10 protein-coding genes are annotated in these 17,362 nt (G+C 71.3%); 3 read left to right on the top strand and 7 right to left on the bottom strand.

Features of this window, described 5'->3' with window-relative positions; genetic code table 11:
• Window positions 1-376 precede the first annotated feature (376 nt).
• The 4 genes from K7G59_RS30770 to K7G59_RS30755 form a co-directional block, all read right to left on the bottom strand.
• A complete protein-coding gene (locus K7G59_RS30770) occupies window positions 377-1,831 on the bottom strand; it encodes a carboxylesterase/lipase family protein (protein WP_225839967.1) in 1,455 nt (484 codons plus the stop codon).
• Window positions 1,828-2,856 (bottom strand): alpha/beta fold hydrolase, encoded by a 1,029-nt coding sequence (locus K7G59_RS30765; RefSeq protein WP_225839966.1) that lies wholly within the window; start codon window positions 2,854-2,856, stop codon window positions 1,828-1,830. The genes K7G59_RS30770 and K7G59_RS30765 overlap by 4 nt, the downstream gene beginning before the upstream one ends.
• Window positions 2,857-2,867: 11 nt before the next feature.
• Window positions 2,868-4,160 carry a triacylglycerol lipase gene (locus tag K7G59_RS30760; RefSeq protein ID WP_225839965.1) on the bottom strand — a complete coding sequence of 431 codons (1,293 nt, stop codon included), beginning with the start codon at window positions 4,158-4,160 and terminating at the stop codon, window positions 2,868-2,870.
• 1,714 nt (window positions 4,161-5,874) lie between these two features.
• A complete protein-coding gene (locus K7G59_RS30755) occupies window positions 5,875-6,480 on the bottom strand; it encodes a bifunctional 2-polyprenyl-6-hydroxyphenol methylase/3-demethylubiquinol 3-O-methyltransferase UbiG (RefSeq protein ID WP_225839964.1) in 606 nt (201 codons plus the stop codon).
• A 397-nt stretch (window positions 6,481-6,877) separates the two neighbouring features.
• On the opposite strand from K7G59_RS30755, the gene hutH reads away from it, so the two are divergent.
• A complete protein-coding gene (gene hutH / locus K7G59_RS30750) occupies window positions 6,878-8,674 on the top strand; it encodes a histidine ammonia-lyase (RefSeq protein ID WP_225839963.1) in 1,797 nt (598 codons plus the stop codon).
• Between the two features lie 234 nt (window positions 8,675-8,908).
• Window positions 8,909-10,249, top strand: coding sequence for an endonuclease domain-containing protein (locus tag K7G59_RS30745; protein WP_225839962.1), 1,341 nt, complete (start codon window positions 8,909-8,911; stop codon window positions 10,247-10,249).
• Between the two features lie 143 nt (window positions 10,250-10,392).
• On the opposite strand, the gene K7G59_RS34830 is transcribed toward K7G59_RS30745, so the two are convergent.
• From K7G59_RS34830 to K7G59_RS30735, 3 genes are all read right to left on the bottom strand, one after another.
• The gene (locus tag K7G59_RS34830) at window positions 10,393-10,521 is read right to left on the bottom strand and encodes a hypothetical protein (protein WP_263976982.1); all 129 of its coding nucleotides are present in this window, start codon (window positions 10,519-10,521) and stop codon (window positions 10,393-10,395) included.
• 71 nt (window positions 10,522-10,592) lie between these two features.
• A complete protein-coding gene (locus K7G59_RS30740) occupies window positions 10,593-14,009 on the bottom strand; it encodes an ATP-binding domain-containing protein (protein ID WP_225839961.1) in 3,417 nt (1,138 codons plus the stop codon).
• A gap of 184 nt (window positions 14,010-14,193) precedes the next feature.
• Entirely contained in the window at window positions 14,194-14,763 is a 570-nt protein-coding gene (locus K7G59_RS30735) for a hypothetical protein (RefSeq protein ID WP_225839960.1), read from the bottom strand.
• Between the two features lie 210 nt (window positions 14,764-14,973).
• On the opposite strand from K7G59_RS30735, the gene K7G59_RS30730 reads away from it, so the two are divergent.
• Window positions 14,974-17,268 carry an N-6 DNA methylase gene (locus tag K7G59_RS30730; protein ID WP_225839959.1) on the top strand — a complete coding sequence of 765 codons (2,295 nt, stop codon included), beginning with the start codon at window positions 14,974-14,976 and terminating at the stop codon, window positions 17,266-17,268.
• The last annotated feature ends 94 nt before the right edge of the window (window positions 17,269-17,362 follow it).

The raw sequence follows: 17,362 nt of genomic DNA, 5'->3' as shown, positions 1-17,362 counted from the left end.
AAGGCCATGATCGGAGACTAACGTGGCCAGTCGGTACCCTGACGGCCAATGTGATCAACGGACCATCAACGGGCTCAAGAACGCAGCCACTTCCCGGCCGCCGGCCACAACGGGGGGTTGCGCCGTAGCGCAGCACATCCGCAGCCGTCACGATGTCCGGCATGGCCGTGCCGCCGGTGTGGGGCGAGCGAGGCCGGCCCCGACGCCGCCCGGATCGGACAGGCCCCAGGGAAGAGGTGCGCCAGACGGCCGGGAGCCTGGACCCGCTGCGCTCCGCCCACGCGGCACATCTCGGCGAACTGGTGGACACGCCGGGCCTGGTGCAGCTCCAGCGGCACTTCCGCTATGACCTGCCGGCGCGGCGAATGCGCGGGGGTCAGCGCCGCCCCTCCCAGAGCGCCCGCTCCACCGGGCGCGGGTCGGCCTCCGGGACCGGCTCGGTGCCGAACATCATGGTGGTGCGGGTGGCCGTGTCGTACGCGGGCCAGCCGGGGTCGCCCGTCTTGGCGAAGGAGACCCACGCCCCGTGCATCGCGTCGGCGAGGGTCTGGGGCGGCTGGGAGGGGCCGAGCAGCGCGGCATAGCGCGGGTCGTGCAGGCGGTCGAAGACGAAGGGCAGGTCCAGGGCGTGGCAGGCGCCGAGCCGGCCGCCGTACTGCGGGGAGCGCCAGCCGAACTCGTAGAGGTACGAGCCGGGGACGGCCTCGGCGAGACGGATCGCGGGAAGGCGGAAGAACCAGTCGGTGGCCAGCGCCGCCAGGAGTTCGCCCGGGGTGGCGGTGGGGCGGGTGGCACGGTAGACCGGGAGGGCCTGGTCCGGGTCGAGGCCGTAGGCGGCTGCCATGGCGTGCAGACGGTCTTCGGAGACGGCGTCCATGCGCTTGGTGGGGACCAGGAAGAAGCGGTACTCCTCGCGGGTGCTGCCGATCAGCAGCTCCACGCCGAGGTCGGGGCCGGGCAGGGACAGATCGGGCTTCACCGGTTCGAAGGGCATGATGTTGAGCACCGCCTCGCCCCATAGCGCAGGGTCCGGGCGGGTGTTCAGCTCGGTGCGGAGTTCGCCCTGGGCGGGGATGAGTGCGGCGAGCGGGACCTCGGCGAAGGCGTCCGAGGTCGGCTCGATACCGAGCTTGGCCGCCAGATGGGCCGCGATCCTGGTAGCCGTGGCGGGGGGCAGGAAGTGGTGGCAGGCGCCGCTCTGCAGGATCGCCCGGCGGAACAGTCCGCGCGCCTCGTCCAGCAGGAGCAGCTGACCGATGCTCATCGCGCCGGCCGACTCGCCGAAGACCGTCACCTGGTCGGGGTCACCGCCGAAGGCGGCGATGTTCTCGCGCACCCAGCGCAGCGCGGCCACCTGGTCCAGCAGACCACGGTTGTCAGGGGCACCGGGCAGGTGCAGGAAGCCGTCCGTCCCCAGACGGTAGTCGAAGGTGACGCAGACGACCCCGTCGCGGGCGAAGGCGCCGCCGTCGTACCCCGAGGTCGACCCTGAGCCGTTCTGGAACGCCCCACCGTGCACCCACACCATCACCGGCAGCCCGGCTCCCGGCTCCGGGGCGGGCGTCCAGATGTTGAGGTTCAGGCAGTCCTCACCGGGCCGGACGTCCTCCGGGACCAGGGCGTCGAAGGGCGGCGGGTACGGGGCCCGCGGCGGCGTCGGCCCGTACGACAGGGCGTCGCGTACGCCCGTCCACGGCTCGGGCGGGGCCGGCGGGCGGAACCGCAGCTCACCGAAGGGCGGCGCGGCGTAGGGTATGCCCAGGAAGGACGCCACCCCGTCCGCGGAGAGGCTCCCGCGGACGGCGCCCTGCCGAGTGATGCACACCGTCATACCAGGGCCTCCAGCAGTGCCGAGCCGAACTCCTCGGTACGTTCCAGGTGCACCGCGTGTCCGGCGCCGGGTATGCACACCTCGCGCACCGCGCCGCCCGACGCCTCATAGCGCCGCAGGACATGGCGGGTCTGCGCCACCATCGGCTGGGCGGGGGTGCCGTCCCAGCCCGGCACCGCGCCGATCGCGCCCAGATGCGCCAGGTCGAACATCGAGGTGTCCGACACGATGACATCGTCTTCGCCGCGGATCCAGAGCACCGGCGGCTTGGGGTCGATCAGATGCAGGTCGTCGATCCGGAAGTGGAGCGGGGAGAGGGAGTTGAGCACGCCCCGGGCGCCGGGGGCCACGCCCGGCCAGGCCGTGGTGGCCTTGGTGTCGCCCGGATAATGGTCCGCTCCGGTGCGGGTGGTGAGCATGGCCTCCACATACTCGTCCTCGCGGTCGGGGCGCAGCGGCGGCTTGACGTAGCAGCTCGCCAGCACCGCCCGAGGGGACAGCGGGGAGTCCTCGCCGCGGTCGCCCTCGGCGAGGCGGGCGACGAATTCCGGGTTGGCGGTGCCGCCGCCGGAGCCCGCCCCGTCCGCGGAGTTGAGGGTTCCCTCCGCCCCGCGGGTGCCGCCGAAGCCGTAGGGGGAGACCGGGTTGACCAGGGTCAGCGAGCGCACCGCGGCGGGGTGTTCGCGCAGGTACTGCATGACCACGCCGCCGCCCATGGACCAGCCCACCAGATGCGCCCGCGCTATCCCGAGGGTGGCCAGCAGCGCGGCGAGGTCGTCCACATGGTCGCGCAGCCCGCGGGTGGCGTCGATGGGCAGGGGGTCGGTGCCGCCGAAGCCGCGCAGATCCGGCGCGACGGGTCGGTAGCGCTCCGGGAGCAGGGTCAGGGTGGTGTGCCAGAAGGCGGCCGAGGACACGTTGCCGTGGACGAAGACGACCGGCTCGCCCTCCTCCCGTACCTCGGTGATCTGCATGGTCAGCCGGTCTGTGGGCACCCGGCGGGTACGGACGGGATGTGCGCTCATGTGTGGTCCTTCTATGCCAGCCAGTCGGCGATCTGTGCGGCGGCCGAGCTGTTCCAGCCCAGCTCCAGGTGGTTGGCGCCGGAGATGGTGGCCTTGCCGCCGACCGTCGCGATGCCGGTGGTGTCCAGCGCGCTGGAGATGAAGACCACCCCGTCGCTGGGCCCGCGGTTCTCGTTGAAGATCCCCAGCACGTCGGCGGAGCCGCCGGCCAGAAGATAGGTGGTGACGGAGGCGGGTACCCCGGCGTCGTGCAGCGGTTTGATCAGCGACCCGGCGTCGATGGCGGCCTGGATGCCGCTGCCCGCGGTGTAGAAGCCCTGGCCGCCGTAGTAGGTCGTGTACCAGTCCTGCGCGGCGCTGTCGACTCCGTACACCCCGTCCCAGCGGGCCAGCATCTGCCGCTGCCCGGGGTAGTTGTCGTAGCCGCCGGAGGGTGTCATGGAGAACTCGGGGTGTGCGGTGTACAGGCCGTAGCAGGTCATGTAGGAGTGCGGGGAGGGGGCATTGACCTTGCCGCCGCACTCCGGCCAGATGGAGAAGTCATGTGCCCAGCCGTGCGCGTAGGGGTAGTCGTAGCCGCCGTTGGGGCCGCCCACGGTGATCAGCCTGCGTACGTCCCCCGGGTATGACCGCCCCCAACTCGGCTTGACCGAGGAGACATACGCCCGGGTCGACATCTCGCCCTTGCTCCAGCCCACCAGGTCGACCTTGCTGACGCCCAGCTTCGCCTTGATCACCGCGATCGCGTCGCCGACGATCTGCGCCTGCATCAGGTTGTCGCCCTGCTTGTGCGCGAAGCCGACGGCGAAGACGCGGTGCCCGCGCCCGGCCAGGTACTGCATCAGCCCGGTGGACGGACAGGACGCGGCGCCGCACCCGTAGCCGCCCGACTCGCCCGGGTTGGCCCAGGCGCGGTCCGCGGTGTCATTGGCACCGTGCACCAGCAGCACCGGTGTGGTGCTGCTGCCGGTGTCCCAGCCGGGCGCCGAGTAGAGCAGGAACCGGCCGGAGTACGGGCGCGAGACCCCGCCGAAGTAGGTGACCCGCTTGCCGTCCTGATCACCCCTGCCGTCCTGCGGAAAGCCCTCGGTGCGGAACCCGCTGGTGGTGTCGAGGTAACGCTCCACCCGCTCCCAGCCGTTGCTGACGGTGCCTGCGCCGTAGCTCGCCTCCAGGGTGAGGTACGAGGGCAGCCCGGCGGCGGCCGCGCTCCCACCGGCGGCGGGCAGCCCGACCGCCACCGAGACCAGCAACGCGAGCAGCAGCCGCCGCCACCACCCCCGGTGGTTTCCTCCGTACCGCATCCCCTGGACCCCCTTTGGCCGCACACCGTGCGACTTCGCTGTCTGCACGGCGCACACGCTAGGCAAGGGTCATCCGGGAAGGGCATGTGCGTGGGCCCCACAAGAGGGATAGGCGCTATGGAGTCTCCGGCCACTGACGCCCGCCGACGAGGCCTGCGGGGGTGCGCCACGCCGTCCTCCCGCCGCACCACATGGTTCCGTGCCACCTCGGTCGGTATTACCTGAGTCCGAGGCATACACCCGTGACCATGGCGGTAAGTCGGCGGGATATTCGCCACTTGATGCCGTTGTCGCGCCGTTGTCGACGAGGTGACGCACCGCGTCGATCATCTGCCAGTGGCAGTAGCCCTCCGGCCTGCCGCCCCGGCCCGCAAGCCACCCCGGCACCGGCAGCAGATCCCGCACCAGGGCCGACTCCGCATCGCTCATGTCCGAGCCGTACCGAGGCCGGCGCTCCGGCCGGTCGGCCGCGTTCCTGAACCGATGGGCGAGACAGTCACGCCTCGGAGTGGACGAACTAACTCGGCGAACACGACCACGCGACACTTCGGCAACAGGGCTTCTGCCTCTCGCTGGCTTCGACAACCGCGAGCTGCCGAAAGGCCCTTTTTCTATGCACCCGCACCGGCCGACTCACCCGAACCAGGCCCTTGTTCGAACCCCTCCGGCCACGCGGACGGAAAGAGGACTGCCAGTCAGGCACGGGCGGGGCTGATGTGCCCACTGTCGCTCTGGGTGCGAATTCCTATCTCCAGTGCCAAACTGAACTACGGAGGCGTTAAGGGCGACGCCTGGAGGGCGGAAACGCTACCGTGTCCTCATGTAAAGGCTCGCGCAACAGCAGTCGGTATAACCCTGACTCTTATGCAATCCACGAGGAACACTCATGGGTACCTTTACTCGCTCGCATCACCGCTGGCAACGTATGACCGGCGTCATCGCAGCCGTGATCGCCGCAACCAGTGTCAGTGCTCCTGGTGCAACATCGGCACACGCAACATCCCAAGGAGCTTCCCGTGCGGCTTCGTTGGCGCCCAGGGCGGTCGAGCAGGCCGACGCGCCGACTCTGTGGAGTTACCAATTCGATGGCCACTTGAAGCTAGCTGGCGCTAACTACACCAGAAGCAGCCGTGTCTACGTTGTCGTGAAACTCGACGGCGGCACGGTAAAATTCAGCCAGTGGGTGACGTCCTGGCAGGATCACCCCTTTATCGCCGGTGGGGCAATCATCGTCGACACGAGTCTCCTTGCTCCCTGCGCCGGCAGCCCGAACGGATATGCACGCGCTTATGATCAGCAAACGAATAGGTGGTCACCCCGACTGCCCGTAACGGTCTGCTACCGCCTCGACTAACGTGTAGTCCCTCGAAACGCAAGGCGGACCCTCATCCAAGATCGAGATCAATCGGTGCAGTGGAGATTCTTGTTTCACGAGGGACGAAGTCGTTGACAACGCGTTGGAGTTTCTTATAGCCGGTGGGAGTATCCTCGACACGGTCGCCCCAGAAGTCCACCACGACGGACATGTACGCGGTTCTGGTGTTACACGTTGCCGCGACCACGGCACGGTCACTTCCGATCGACGTATGTCCCGGGAAGCGTGACTTTTCGCTGGGCAGTGTACTTGTACGGTGACCCCACCCCCCCTGCAAGGACACCTCATGGTGCGGGGTCCGCAGGGTGCTCCCAGCATCTCCTCGCCTGAAAGGAATCCTCACCGGCAGTGGACGCTGACGGCGTAGCCGCCGCCGTCGTAAGGGGCAGCGTCCCAGGTGGCGAAGCGGTCAACGAGGGTGAGGCCGGCTTCGGCACAGCAGTCGTCGTACTCTGCCAGCGTGATGCTGGGCGGCACGGGCAGGTGGGCCTCGTCCAGGCCGAAGCCGGCGACCATCAGACCGCCCGGACGCAGGGCCGCGGCCAGGCGCTTGACCACAGTGACCTCGGTACCGGCAGCGAGCAGCGGGAAAACGTTACCTGCGGCGACGACGAGATCGAAGTCCGCTGCGATGCCGAGCAGGCTCGGATCGAACCCGGCCAGATCGGCCTGGAACCAGGGCAGCCCCGGCGCCTGCTTCTGCGCCACCGCCAGCATCGACGCATCAAGATCCACCCCGACACAGTCGTACCCGAGCTCCGCCAGCCGGATCATGACCCGTCCGGTACCACACCCAGCGTCCAACACCCGCGCTCCGGCAGGCACGAGAGCAGCGCAGAACCGCGCCTCACCGTGCACATCCTTCCCACTGAGGGCCAGGGCCGCGAACCGTGCAGCGTAGTCCTCGCCGGACGTCTCCCCGGTCAACTCCTTCCAACGGCTCATGGCACCAACTATAGGTGGACCGTCTGCCACATCGATGAGGCGGTGTCGGTGAGACGGCGCCGCCTCACCGGCGTTCACAAGATGGTCCGCGGTCCCCCGAATGGCTGCGCTGAGTGGTGGAGCCTTGTACGCAGTGCGACGGTGTAGCCGTGGGGCGACACCATCGGCCTGGCGACAACAGCCTTGCAGGCACCGGCACCATGCGTCGATCCGGGCGCGAAGCCCTCCCCACCCTCCGCACCGGCCGGCGGTCGGGTGCATCGGCGCGCCCGGACGGTCCGCGGACAGCGCACGGGAAGCAAGGAGTGCAGGGTCCGGCTTCCTCCACCCGGCTCCCCGATCCCGTGTGTGCGAGGCACGCGACGGCCCCCCACCCCCTTTCTCATGGAGGGACGGCATGGAGAAAGCCGACATAGGCGAGGAGAGAATCAGCCCGGCCCGGCGCGGCGGACGCCCGCCGCGGCGCCGCCGCGGACAGCGGTCGGTGATGCGCCGCCCTGCCCGGCTGGTCCTGCCCCTCGTGGCCACGCTCGTTCTCTCCCTCGGCACCTGTGGGGCCGCGCCGCCCGCATGGACCACGGCCGCCGCGGGCGGGCCCGCGACGGTGCGCGTGGTCCTCGACGGGGAATCCCTGACCCTCCGGCAGATGTTCGCCGTCCTCGACGCTCCCTCGGTCTCCGTGCACCTGGCGCCACAGGCCCGGGAACGGATGCGGCAGAACCGCCGGGAGGCGCTCGACGCGCTGCGTTCCGGTCAGCGCGTCTACGGATGGAACCAGGCACTGGGCCCCTTGAAGGACCGTGCGCTCACCCCGGACGAGCAACTCCGGTTCCAACACAACATCCTGCGCTCCAACGCGGCGGGGGTCGGGCCCGCCTTCCCGCCGGAGGTGGCCCGGCTCGCGCTGGTCATCCGCGCGAACCAGATGGCCCGGGCCCGGATGGGGGTGCGTCCGCAACTCGCCGAGAGAATACTCGACCTGGTCAACGCCGGCGTCACTCCCGAGATGCCGCAGATCGGGTCACTGGGCATCGGCGACCTCCAGCCGATGGCGGAAGCCGGTCTGGTCGCCCTGGGTGAGGCCGTTCCGGCCCGGTTCCAGGGCGAGGTGGCCCCGGCGTCGCGGCTGCTGCCCCGGGCGGGTCTGGCGCCCTCCTTCACGCTCGAACAGGGAGAGGCCCTTCCGGTCATCAGCGGAAGCGCGGTCGTCGCCGCCTCCTTCGCCCACGCGGTCGAGCGCGCGGAGCGGCTGGCAGACCTCTCCGAGGGCGGACTCGCCCTGTTCATGGACGCCACCCGCGCCGAGAAGCAGTCCCTGGACGCCCGCACCCACGACGAGCGCCGCATTCCCGGTGAGATCGACGTGGCGGCCCGGCTGCGTGCGCTGGTCGCGGGCAGCGGATGGATGACCGACACGGGTCGCCGTCGGCTCGGCGAGACCCACGACCGGGTACAGGACGCCGTCTCGGTGCGTGCCGCGCCGCACATCCTCGGCGCGCTGCGCGAGACGCTCGGCGACGAGCGCCAGGTGCTCGAACGCGAGGCGAACTCCTCCACGAGCAACCCCCTGGTCTTCCCGCGGCCGGGTGGCGGGGACGAGTTCGTCATGGGCGGGAACTACGACGCCGACCTGATGGCGCACGAGATCGACAGGCTGAACGGCAACATCGCCGACGTGGGCGTCCTGTTCGAGCAACTGTCGGCCCGACTCATGTCGCCGGCCTGGAGCTACGGCCTGCCCGCCAACCTCGCCGGGGGCCGCGTGGGCCTGAACTCCGGCATGGTGCAGGTGCAGACCGTCGCCACCGCCCTCGTACCGGAGATGCAGGTGCGGGCCTACCCGCCGAGTGTGCTGTCGCGGCCGGCGAAGGCGGGACAGGAGGACCACAACACCATGGCCATGGCCTCCGCCCGCGACCTCCACGAGAACCTCGACCGCATGGACACCGTCCTCGCGGTGCAGATGCTGATGTCCGCCCAGGGCATCGACCTGATCCGCGCCCGCATGCAGGGACTCCCCCTGGGGTCGGGCACATCGGTCATCCGGCAGGAGATCCGCCGGCACATCCCTCCCCTCGGGGACGACCGCTGGATGTCCCCCGACCTGAACGAGATGATCCGGCTGGTGAAGGGACAGGCGCTTCTCGACACCGTCCACGGGGCCGAACCGGCGGCCCTTCGCCGGGCGGCGTGAGCACCCGCCGGTCACGGACGCGGGATGTACGGGCGCTCTCCGTCGCGTACAGCGGACTCCCGTTCAGGCGTCACTCATCGTGACACGGTGGTCGCAGCCGCAACGCTGGCCGCATGCACATCCGCTCCTCCCCCACCGAGCGGCGCGGGCCCGCCGCGCCACCGCGAACGGACGGTTTCGCGATGTCCTCCGCGTGCAGCCCGTTGCCGCCTTGCAGGCCGCTAGCCTGTCGTTATGTCGGAGCCTGTCATGCCCGGCCGTACGGACGGCCTGATCACCCTGGGTGCCGCGGACGCTCTGTGGGTCGATCTGACGGTCGGCAGCGCTGTGCCGACGGCTTCTGGGGCGTTCACCTGCTCTCCTGCCCGTGCCTGGGTGGGGTACGTCCTGCTCGGCGGCCACGCGGTGGCGACGGTGAGGGCGAGCGGCGGTCAGTGGAGTGTTCCGGAGGCCGAAGTGCGCCGGGCGGCCTCGGAACTGAACGCGGTCGGGATGGATCGGCGCGACCTGGTCCGCGTCGGTCCGTTTCGCGGTGCGCCGAGGCAGGAGTGCGACGAGGAAACACCGCTGCGTTGGCGCCGGCGCATCACGGGGGAACTGCAGGAGCCGGGCTGCCCCGAGCGGGCAGCACGCCGTGAAACCGGCCGGCCGTACCATCTGGCGGGGATCGACTGGCGACAGGTGCTCGTGGAGCGGACCCGCGACCGGACGCAACGGACGTGGTGGCTGCCGCGCGCCGTCGTCAGGCTGCTCGACACGGCCGAGCACGCCGAAGCGCAGTGGCTGCAGGCCGCGCGGGCCCGCCAGGCAGGCGCAGCCGCCGCCGAGCCGCCCTCCCCCCGGCAGTCCCGAGACGCCGACGGCCGGCAGACGAAGAACCCCGAGGACCTCACCCCCTCACTGCGCCCGTACAACGAAGAGCTGAAGGGCCGGCTGTACTCGGTGCTCAGCAGGAAGCCCGGTACCTCCCGCAAGGTGGCCGAGTGGGCGTGCGCCGTCTGCCGCACCGCGCCCGCCGCAGTCCTCGACCACTGTCACGAACACGGCTACGTCCGCGCCCCCGTCTGCCAGTCCTGCAACACACAAGAACGCCCCGACCACCTGTACAGCAACGACATCCGCGTGGCGAGCCACTACACGCGCCTCTTCCACACCGACACCGACGGCTGGCTCCGACACTGGCACCGCTGCCCCGGTTGCCGCGCACGCACCACCCTGCCCCTGCCGCACCTCGCCGCATGGACGGCCCACATAGCCTGCCGGTCGCTGCGACCGACCCACCGCGCCCCCCGCGGACGCAAGCCCTGCGGTGTCCTGCGCGTGTCCTGGACAGGCAGCCAGAACGCGCCCCGTTCCTGCCTGCTCACTGTCGCCGTCGACTGCTGCCCCTCCGGTGAGCACCGCGTCCTGGCGCAAGTCCCCTACCGTGAAGCCGCCGAGCGGTTTCGCGTCTGGTTGGCCGAGACGGCCCCTGCCGTTGCCGCCGCGGCCGGTCCTGACCGCCTGGACGACCTCCCGGCCCAGTTCCGGCCGGTCATCGCGGACACCGACGGCGAGGGTCTCGCGCTGTTCTGAGCGGGCACCGGGACACCTGACACCCCAACATCTCGCAGCTGCTGCCCCTCGACACGGTCACCCCGCACGCCCCGCCGCGTGAACTCGGCGTGGGCCTTAGTCAACGACTGGACCCGGCCGTATCCGCAGCCGCCTGACCGCGGCTACGTGAACTCCGGGTCCAGAGCGCCCAGACAGCTCGCGACCGTCTCGGCAGACCACTCCCACGCACCGGCCTCGCTGCGCAACTCCTCCCGGGCATCCGGGAACGTGGCCGGCTCGGCCGCCCCCACGGCCCACACCCGGCGTCCGACCGCCGGTGGCACTGAGGCGCGGCGGGCGCTTCGGCCACCTGGCGGGGAACTCATCCAGAGGCTCCAAGAACGACGTCTGCGTTCTCGCCGCCCCAGCCGGTCGGGCTGCGCCAGATGACATTGACACGGAAGACGTCGCGAATCATGTCTACAGACCAGTCCTCAGCGGGCGGTTCGGCAAGCACGAGGTAGAGGCCGTCAGCCGGCTCGGGCAGCGTGTGGTTGATCTCGAGCAGACGGGTCGCGCCCGATCGCAGGTCCGCATAGGTGGAGCAGCCTGCGCCCAAGGCCTCGTAGAGGAAGAGACCGTGCTGGGTGACGCAGCTGACGTCGACGATCACTGAGTCGGTCGGCTGGAGGTCCGCCCAGAGGAGTGATGCCTTCAGCGCGTGACGAACCGCTTCGTGCTTCTTGCACGCGCGGTCGGTGCCGGCGGCCGTCTCCAGCGCGCGAAGGAAGCCGTCCTTCGCGGTGGCGGCCGGTGTTGTGGCGGTGGTGTCCGCGGTGGTCATCTGCACTTCTTCCTTCTGATCGGCTTGCGTCGGGGCGACGGGGACCGCGCCGTCGGAGTTCGGCTTCGTCGCCATGCCGAAGCGCTTCTGGAGTTCTCGCCGTGCTTCAGCGAGGGGCCCCGCCCAGCCGGAAGCTGCCAAGCCCTCCGCGAGCCGACCCGCGTCGAAAGTGCCCTCCTTGAGCGCGCGGTTGGTCGTCGCGGCGAGGTCGCGAAGAACTCCGAGTCGTTCTCTGTCCGGATCGCCGAACAGGTGAAGCACGTCGACCCAGTCGGCCTGGTCCCGTCGAAGGATGCGGTTGGCCATGCCCTGGAGTTCGGAGAGACGGCTGCGGGCGTCGGGAACGTCGCTGTCGCTCTCGGCCAGTTCTCCAAGAACATCCAGTGCCGCGAGGTAGCGCCTGGCCATCCGCTCCGAAACGGGTGACCGACCACGCTGGTCGGCGGCAAGCACCGTCTGGGTCGTCTCGTTGGCGAACACCCAGCAGTCCAGCTTCTCCCCCCGCAGCGGGGGAACCGACCCATGGCGGACGGTGAGGACGAGCGGACGGTCGATCACCGGCGACAACGGCTTGACCTTGAAGCGACCGCCGGGGGCCCGGTCCACGACCTCGACCCGGACGTCGGTGCCGATCCGGGGAAGCCTTCCGACCCCGCCACCCTCCGGCCGGACATCGGGCACCGTCGGGGCCTGGGCGTCCCCGGCGCCGGTGAGCGCCTCCGGCAGCGGGGCGGTGTGCAGGACGGTCAGGCTCTGGGTGCTGCGGGTGAGGGCGACGTACAGCTGGCGCTGACCGGCGGGGCCGCGGTCGGCGATCGTGGCGGGCTCGACGACCACGACGTGGTCGTACTCCATGCCTTTGACCTGAGCCGCGGCCAGTACGGAGACAGCCTTGCCGTTCCGCTCGCCGATGTCGCCGTCCTCGGCGATCCTGCGGCTGATGGCGTCCAGCCAGTCCGAGTCGTCAGGAACGATGACGGCCACAGAGCGGGGGGTGCTGCCATCGCTGGTGTCCATGAGCCGGGCCGCGTGGGCGACGGTGTCGTCGAGCAGCTTCCACGGCTCGGTCGCCACAGTCCGTACGGCGTCCGCTCCCGCCTCCCGGACAGCCTGCGGGTACGGCAGGGCCGGAGCGATCGCATGTGCGAGCGGAGCGACGAAGTCCATGATTTCGGCGGGGACACGGTAGCTCGTGGTGAGCTGAGCCACGCTCCAGTCGCCGTGGTCGGAGAGAAGTGCGCCGAGCAGGTCCCAGTTCGTCGGGATGTGGGCACCCGTCGCCTGCGCGAGGTCGCCCAGGACGGTCATGGAGCCGCCCACGGCACAGCGACGCCGCAGGGAGCGGGCCTGCATGGGCGTGAGGTCCTGAGCCTCGTCGATGACGATATGGCCGTATCTCGGCGGGGTGTCGCCGCTGATCAGCAGGCTGAGCTCTTCGAGGCAGACGTGGTCGTCGAGGGTCCACGGGTCGGCGTCGGCGCTGGCGGCGCGGGGTCGCAGCAGGGCCGCCTGCTCGTCCTCGTCGAGGATGCCGTCGGCGCAGTCCCGCAGGAGGTCGGCCGAGTCGTAGAGGCTGCGCAGGGCCTCCCGGGGGCCGGGGGACGGCCAGAGGCGTTCGACGAGACGCTCAACCCGGCGGTTGCGCTCCAGGTCACGGCGGATCGTGCCGGTTTGCCCGCGACGTGGGGCGATGTCGGCGAGCTCCTGGAGAAGCCGGTCGACGAAAAGGCCTCGGAAACGGTCGCGCCGCTCCCGGAAGGGCCCGTCGCCGGCGTGGGCCCGGTCGAGGATGGCGAGGACCTCGGACTTGGGCACGCGGAGGGTCGTGCTGCCGGCGGTGACGACGATCGCGGGCTCATCGCCCTCGAAAGAGGGATCGACGGTGAGGGCATCGAGAGCCTCAGGCCGGTAGTCGCTCTCGACGCGACGCCGCAGGACGGCCGCCATGCGCTCGTCCGACTTCACGAGACGCGCCTTCGGCGAGTCGGCACCGAGAATCTCGCCCTCCCACAGCCGGTCCAGCTGGACGGCGTTGACGTCCCGGGTGCCGAGGGTGGGGAGGACCTGACCGACGTAGTCGAGGAACCGCTGGTGGGGCCCGATGACGAGGATGTCCTGGGCCTTGAAGTGCTCGTTGTTGACGAGCCAGGTCACTCGGTGGAGACCGACCGCCGACTTGCCGGTACCGGGGCCGCCCTGCACGACGAGGATGTCCGAGGGCGAGCCGGTGACCAGCTCCATCTGGTCACGGCGGATGGTCTCGACGATGTCCCTCATCCGGCCGCCACGCGACCGCTGGAGCTCCCGCAGCAGGAAGTCGTCCGGCTGGAGCGCCTTCCGCCGCTGGTGTCGTACGACATCGCCGGGCGTGGGGGCCGACGCACTCTCCGGGGCGGGGGGCGCCTTTGTCTCCCCCGCCGCACTGTCATCGGCGGCCTTACGGGGTTCCGGCACGGCGGCGGGCTCGGGTACGGCGGCGGGCTCGGGTACGGCCAAGGGCACGGGAACAGGCATCGGAGAGGAGATCTCATCGAAGTAGCTCTCGACGATCTGCTGTACACAACGGAGCTGCCGACGCAGGACCACCTCGCCCGGGTTCTCGGGCCGGGTCTCGATCCACTTCTTCGCCAGGGGGCTGGTCCATAGCAGGACCACCGGCTCCTGCGAGGCGTCGTGCACGCCGCGGCGCCCGATGTACCAGGGACGGGGGTCTCCTCCCGGGTCCTCCGGCGCGTCGACGCGGGCGAAGACCAGGGCTTCGTCGCCGAGCCCTCCGTATGCCTCTGCGCGAGCCTCGGCCCCGGCCCGGTTGGCGATTCCGTCTTTGCCGCTCGCCGAGGCGGTGGCGGCCGAAGTGCCGCTCAGTTCGGCCAGTTTCCTGGTGTAGCAGTCGTACGCGTGGTCCACCGCCCGCTGCTCGCCGGCGAGGATCTCGTCCCGAGTCGTGGTGCTCATGTGCGTCCTCCCTGCGGTGCCTGGGAACACCGCCACGGGCATAGGCCCGTACCCCGCTGAAACAACTATCAGAAACCGGACGGTGACGAACAGTCAGTGGATCAGTTCTCGGACGAGGCCGTCGGTCTCCGTCCATGAAAAAGGGCAGTTGCACGTCGGCACTCGTACACGTGGGTCTCGCGCTTCAGCCGACCCGCTTCCACTCCTGGCACCGGTTGGTCTTGAAGTACTCCCCCTGGTTGAGCGTCACGCGTCCCGGTCCCTCCAGGTTGTCGTTGGCGATGATGGAGCCGAACTCGCCGCTGGCGTCCTTCGCGCGCTCCCAGTAGCAGCCCCACTCGCCATCGGGCCCGGCCGTCTTGTAGGTGCCGGCCTTGATGTCCTCGCCGACCAGGTACTCCCCCTCGCCGGAGAAGCCGGCCACCGGCCCGGACTTCTGCGTCTTCTTCGGCTTGGCGGTCACCGTCCTGGTCACCGTGGGCGCGGGCTTGGAGCCGGCGGCCGCGGCGGTCTCCGTGACGGTGACCGTGGGACGCGGGGCGGCCTCCGTCCCGGCCGCCCCCTTGCCGGTGTCGGCCGAACCGTCGCCCGATCCGATCCCGACGCCGATGAACAGCGAGACCAGGGCGACGGCCCCGTACCTCAGCCATCCCCTGCGGCGGCCGGCCGGGCCCCCTCCGTGCGGCGCGGCCAGGCCGGTGACGCCCTGCGGGCCGCGTCCGGGCTGCTGGGGAGCGGGCTGCTGAAAGGTCATGACGTTCTCCGTTTCACGGGGTCGGCCCGGAGGGCCGACGGGTCGGCGGGTCGGCAGGGCAGCCCGCAGCACAAGGGCCTGCCGGACGCCCTCCGGAGGAAGCGCAACCAGATAAGCAGGTCAGTGAAAGCATCGTCAAACGCTTTGACGGATTTGACGGGTGCTGTAGATTGTTGACGTCCGCTCCCGAGAGGCCCAGGGACTCCGCCCATGCCCCAGTCATCCGCGTCACCCGCCCAGGTGACCGCCGCCGAGATCTCCCGCATCGCCGGCGTCACCCGGGCCACGGTCAGCAACTGGCGCCGCCGGCACGACGACTTCCCGGCACCGTCCGGCGGCACCGACAGCAGCCCGCTGTACGACCTGGAAGCCGTGCGCGCCTGGCTCGCCTCCCGCGGCCACACCTCGGCCGCGAGCCCCGCGGAGGAACTGCGTACAACCCTGCGCCTGCACACACGCGACGGCGGCGGCACACCGGAGGACCTGCTGCTGCTCGTCCTCGCCGCGGCCGGCCGCTCACCGGAGGAACTGACGGCCGCCGTGCGGCTGCCGGACGCGGACCTCGCGGCCCGTGCCCAGCTCGACGCGGCCGCCGCGGCCGACGCCGTACCGGCCGCGCAGCCCGCCGCCCGTTTCGAGCCGGGCGCCGCGCCGGTGCTGCGCGCGCTGTACGCGTGTGTACGCGACGAGGGCGGCCAGGCCGCCCTGGCCGTGCTCGCGGAACGGGAACTGGAGGACAGCGCCGCCTCCGGTGCCTACCAGACGCCCGCCCCGCTCGCCGACCTGCTCGCCCGCCTGATCCCCCACTCCCCCGCCCGCGTCCTCGACCCGGCCTGCGGCAGCGGCACCCTCCTGGCGGCCGCCGCCCGCCGCGGCGCGAGCGAGCTGTACGGCCAGGACACCCTCCCCGTGCAGGCCCGCCGCAGCGCCGTCAGCCTGACGCTGACGGCCCCGGAGGCCACGGTCACCGTACGCGCCGCCGACAGCCTCCGCGCCGACGCCTTCCCCGGCCTCCTCGCCGACGCCGTGCTGTGCAACCCGCCCTTCGGCGACCGCGACTGGGGCCACGACGAACTCGCCTACGACCCCCGCTGGGCCTACGGCGTACCGCCCCGCGCCGAGCCCGAGCTGGCCTGGGTCCAGCACGCTCTCTCCCACCTCACCCCCGGCGGCCACGCCGCCCTGCTCCTCCCGCCGGCCACCGCGGGCCGCGCATCGGGCCGCCGCGTACGGGCCGAACTCGTCCGCAGCGGCGCCCTCCGCGCGGTCATCGCCCTGCCGCCCGGCGCGTCGGTACCCCTGCACATCGGCCTCCACATCTGGGTCCTGCAACGACCCGAACCGGGCGGCCCGGAACGCAAGTCGGTCCTGTTCGTCGACACGGCGGCGGAAACACCGGCGACAGCGGCCGGGCCCGGCGGCACGGCGGTGCCCGGCGGCACGGCGGTGCCCGGCGGCACGGCGGTGCCCGGCGGCACGGCGGTGCCCGGCGGCACGGCGGTGCCCGCGCGAGCGCGGGGCGGAAGCAGGTCCGCCGCTCTGGACTGGGACGGGATCACGGCGCGCGCTCTGAACGCCTGGCGGGCATTCACCGAGCGCCCGGACACGTTCGAGGGCGAGCCCGGCGTCGCGCACGCGACCGGCGTGGTGGACCTGCTCGACGACGTGGTGGACCTGACGCCGACGCGACTCGTCCGGGCATCACGGGCCGAGGTCGACCCGGCGGAACTGTCGGCCGACGTCGACGCCACCCGCCGGAGCCTCGTCGAGGCCGCGAAGTCCCTCGCGCGGACGGCCGGTCAGGAGGGCTGGAGCGCCGCGGGCGCCACGGCCCGACAGTGGCGGACGGCGACGGCGTCCGACCTCACGCGCGGCGGGGCGCTCACCCTGCTGCGCAACCTGCCGGACAGCGTCCGCACCCGCGCCCAGGCCGCGAGCGGCGGGACCGGCGGGGGCGGGAGGCCCGAGACGCGGCCGGTGCTCACCAGCTCCGACATCGCGACCGGGTCAGGCCCCACCGGGGACCCGATGGGGCTGTACGACGACACGGCACCCGTGATCGCCGTCGGCGACGTCCTCGTACGGGCGGTCGCGAGCACGGACGGCCCGATGGCCCGGGTGGCGGACGAGGCGGACGCCGGCGCGCTGCTCGGCCCCCACGTCCACCTCTTCCGCCCGGACCCGGCCCGCCTGGACACCTGGTTCCTCGCCGGCTTCCTGGGCGCGGAGGAGAACATCGCGGGCGCGTCGACCGGCAGCACCGTTCTGACGGTCAGCCCGGGACGGCTGCGCGTGCCCCTGCTGCCGCTGGAGGAGCAGCGGCGGTACGGGGAGGCGTTCCGGCACGTGCACGAACTGCGGGCGGGGGCCCAGCGGGCGACGCGACTGGCGGAGGAGACGGCACGGCTGCTGGCGGGCGGGCTCACGGGCGGGCAGTTGCTGCCATCACGGGAGCCGGCGGGGGCGGCGGAGGCGGGCGGCCGGGGTGACGTCTCGTCCCATTAGGCACATGGCCTCGCACACATAGACGACGCTTGTCGGACCGTCCCGGCCGGCTGGCCGATCGACTCGGCTCGGCTCGGCCCGGGCGGTGGGGGTT

Origin of the sequence: Streptomyces sp. NK08204, assembly GCF_020400585.1 — a bacterium.
Lineage (GTDB): Bacteria > Actinomycetota > Actinomycetes > Streptomycetales > Streptomycetaceae > Streptomyces.
The sequence above is the reverse complement of the archived record's forward strand: the minus strand, read 5'-3'. Positions and strand labels throughout refer to the sequence as shown.

What these genes read in the sequence shown, in the direction of transcription:
- K7G59_RS30770 (WP_225839967.1), bottom strand. Translation starts at nt 1,831, where the DNA reads ATGACGGTGTGCATCACTCGGCAGGGCGCCGTCCGCGGGAGCCTCTCC.
- K7G59_RS30765 (WP_225839966.1), bottom strand. Translation starts at nt 2,856, where the DNA reads ATGAGCGCACATCCCGTCCGTACCCGCCGGGTGCCCACAGACCGGCTG.
- K7G59_RS30760 (WP_225839965.1), bottom strand. Translation starts at nt 4,160, where the DNA reads ATGCGGTACGGAGGAAACCACCGGGGGTGGTGGCGGCGGCTGCTGCTC.
- K7G59_RS30755 (WP_225839964.1), bottom strand. Translation starts at nt 6,480, where the DNA reads ATGAGCCGTTGGAAGGAGTTGACCGGGGAGACGTCCGGCGAGGACTAC.
- hutH (WP_225839963.1), top strand. Translation starts at nt 6,878, where the DNA reads ATGGAGAAAGCCGACATAGGCGAGGAGAGAATCAGCCCGGCCCGGCGC.
- K7G59_RS30745 (WP_225839962.1), top strand. Translation starts at nt 8,909, where the DNA reads ATGTCGGAGCCTGTCATGCCCGGCCGTACGGACGGCCTGATCACCCTG.
- K7G59_RS30740 (WP_225839961.1), bottom strand. Translation starts at nt 14,009, where the DNA reads ATGAGCACCACGACTCGGGACGAGATCCTCGCCGGCGAGCAGCGGGCG.
- K7G59_RS30735 (WP_225839960.1), bottom strand. Translation starts at nt 14,763, where the DNA reads ATGACCTTTCAGCAGCCCGCTCCCCAGCAGCCCGGACGCGGCCCGCAG.
- K7G59_RS30730 (WP_225839959.1), top strand. Translation starts at nt 14,974, where the DNA reads ATGCCCCAGTCATCCGCGTCACCCGCCCAGGTGACCGCCGCCGAGATC.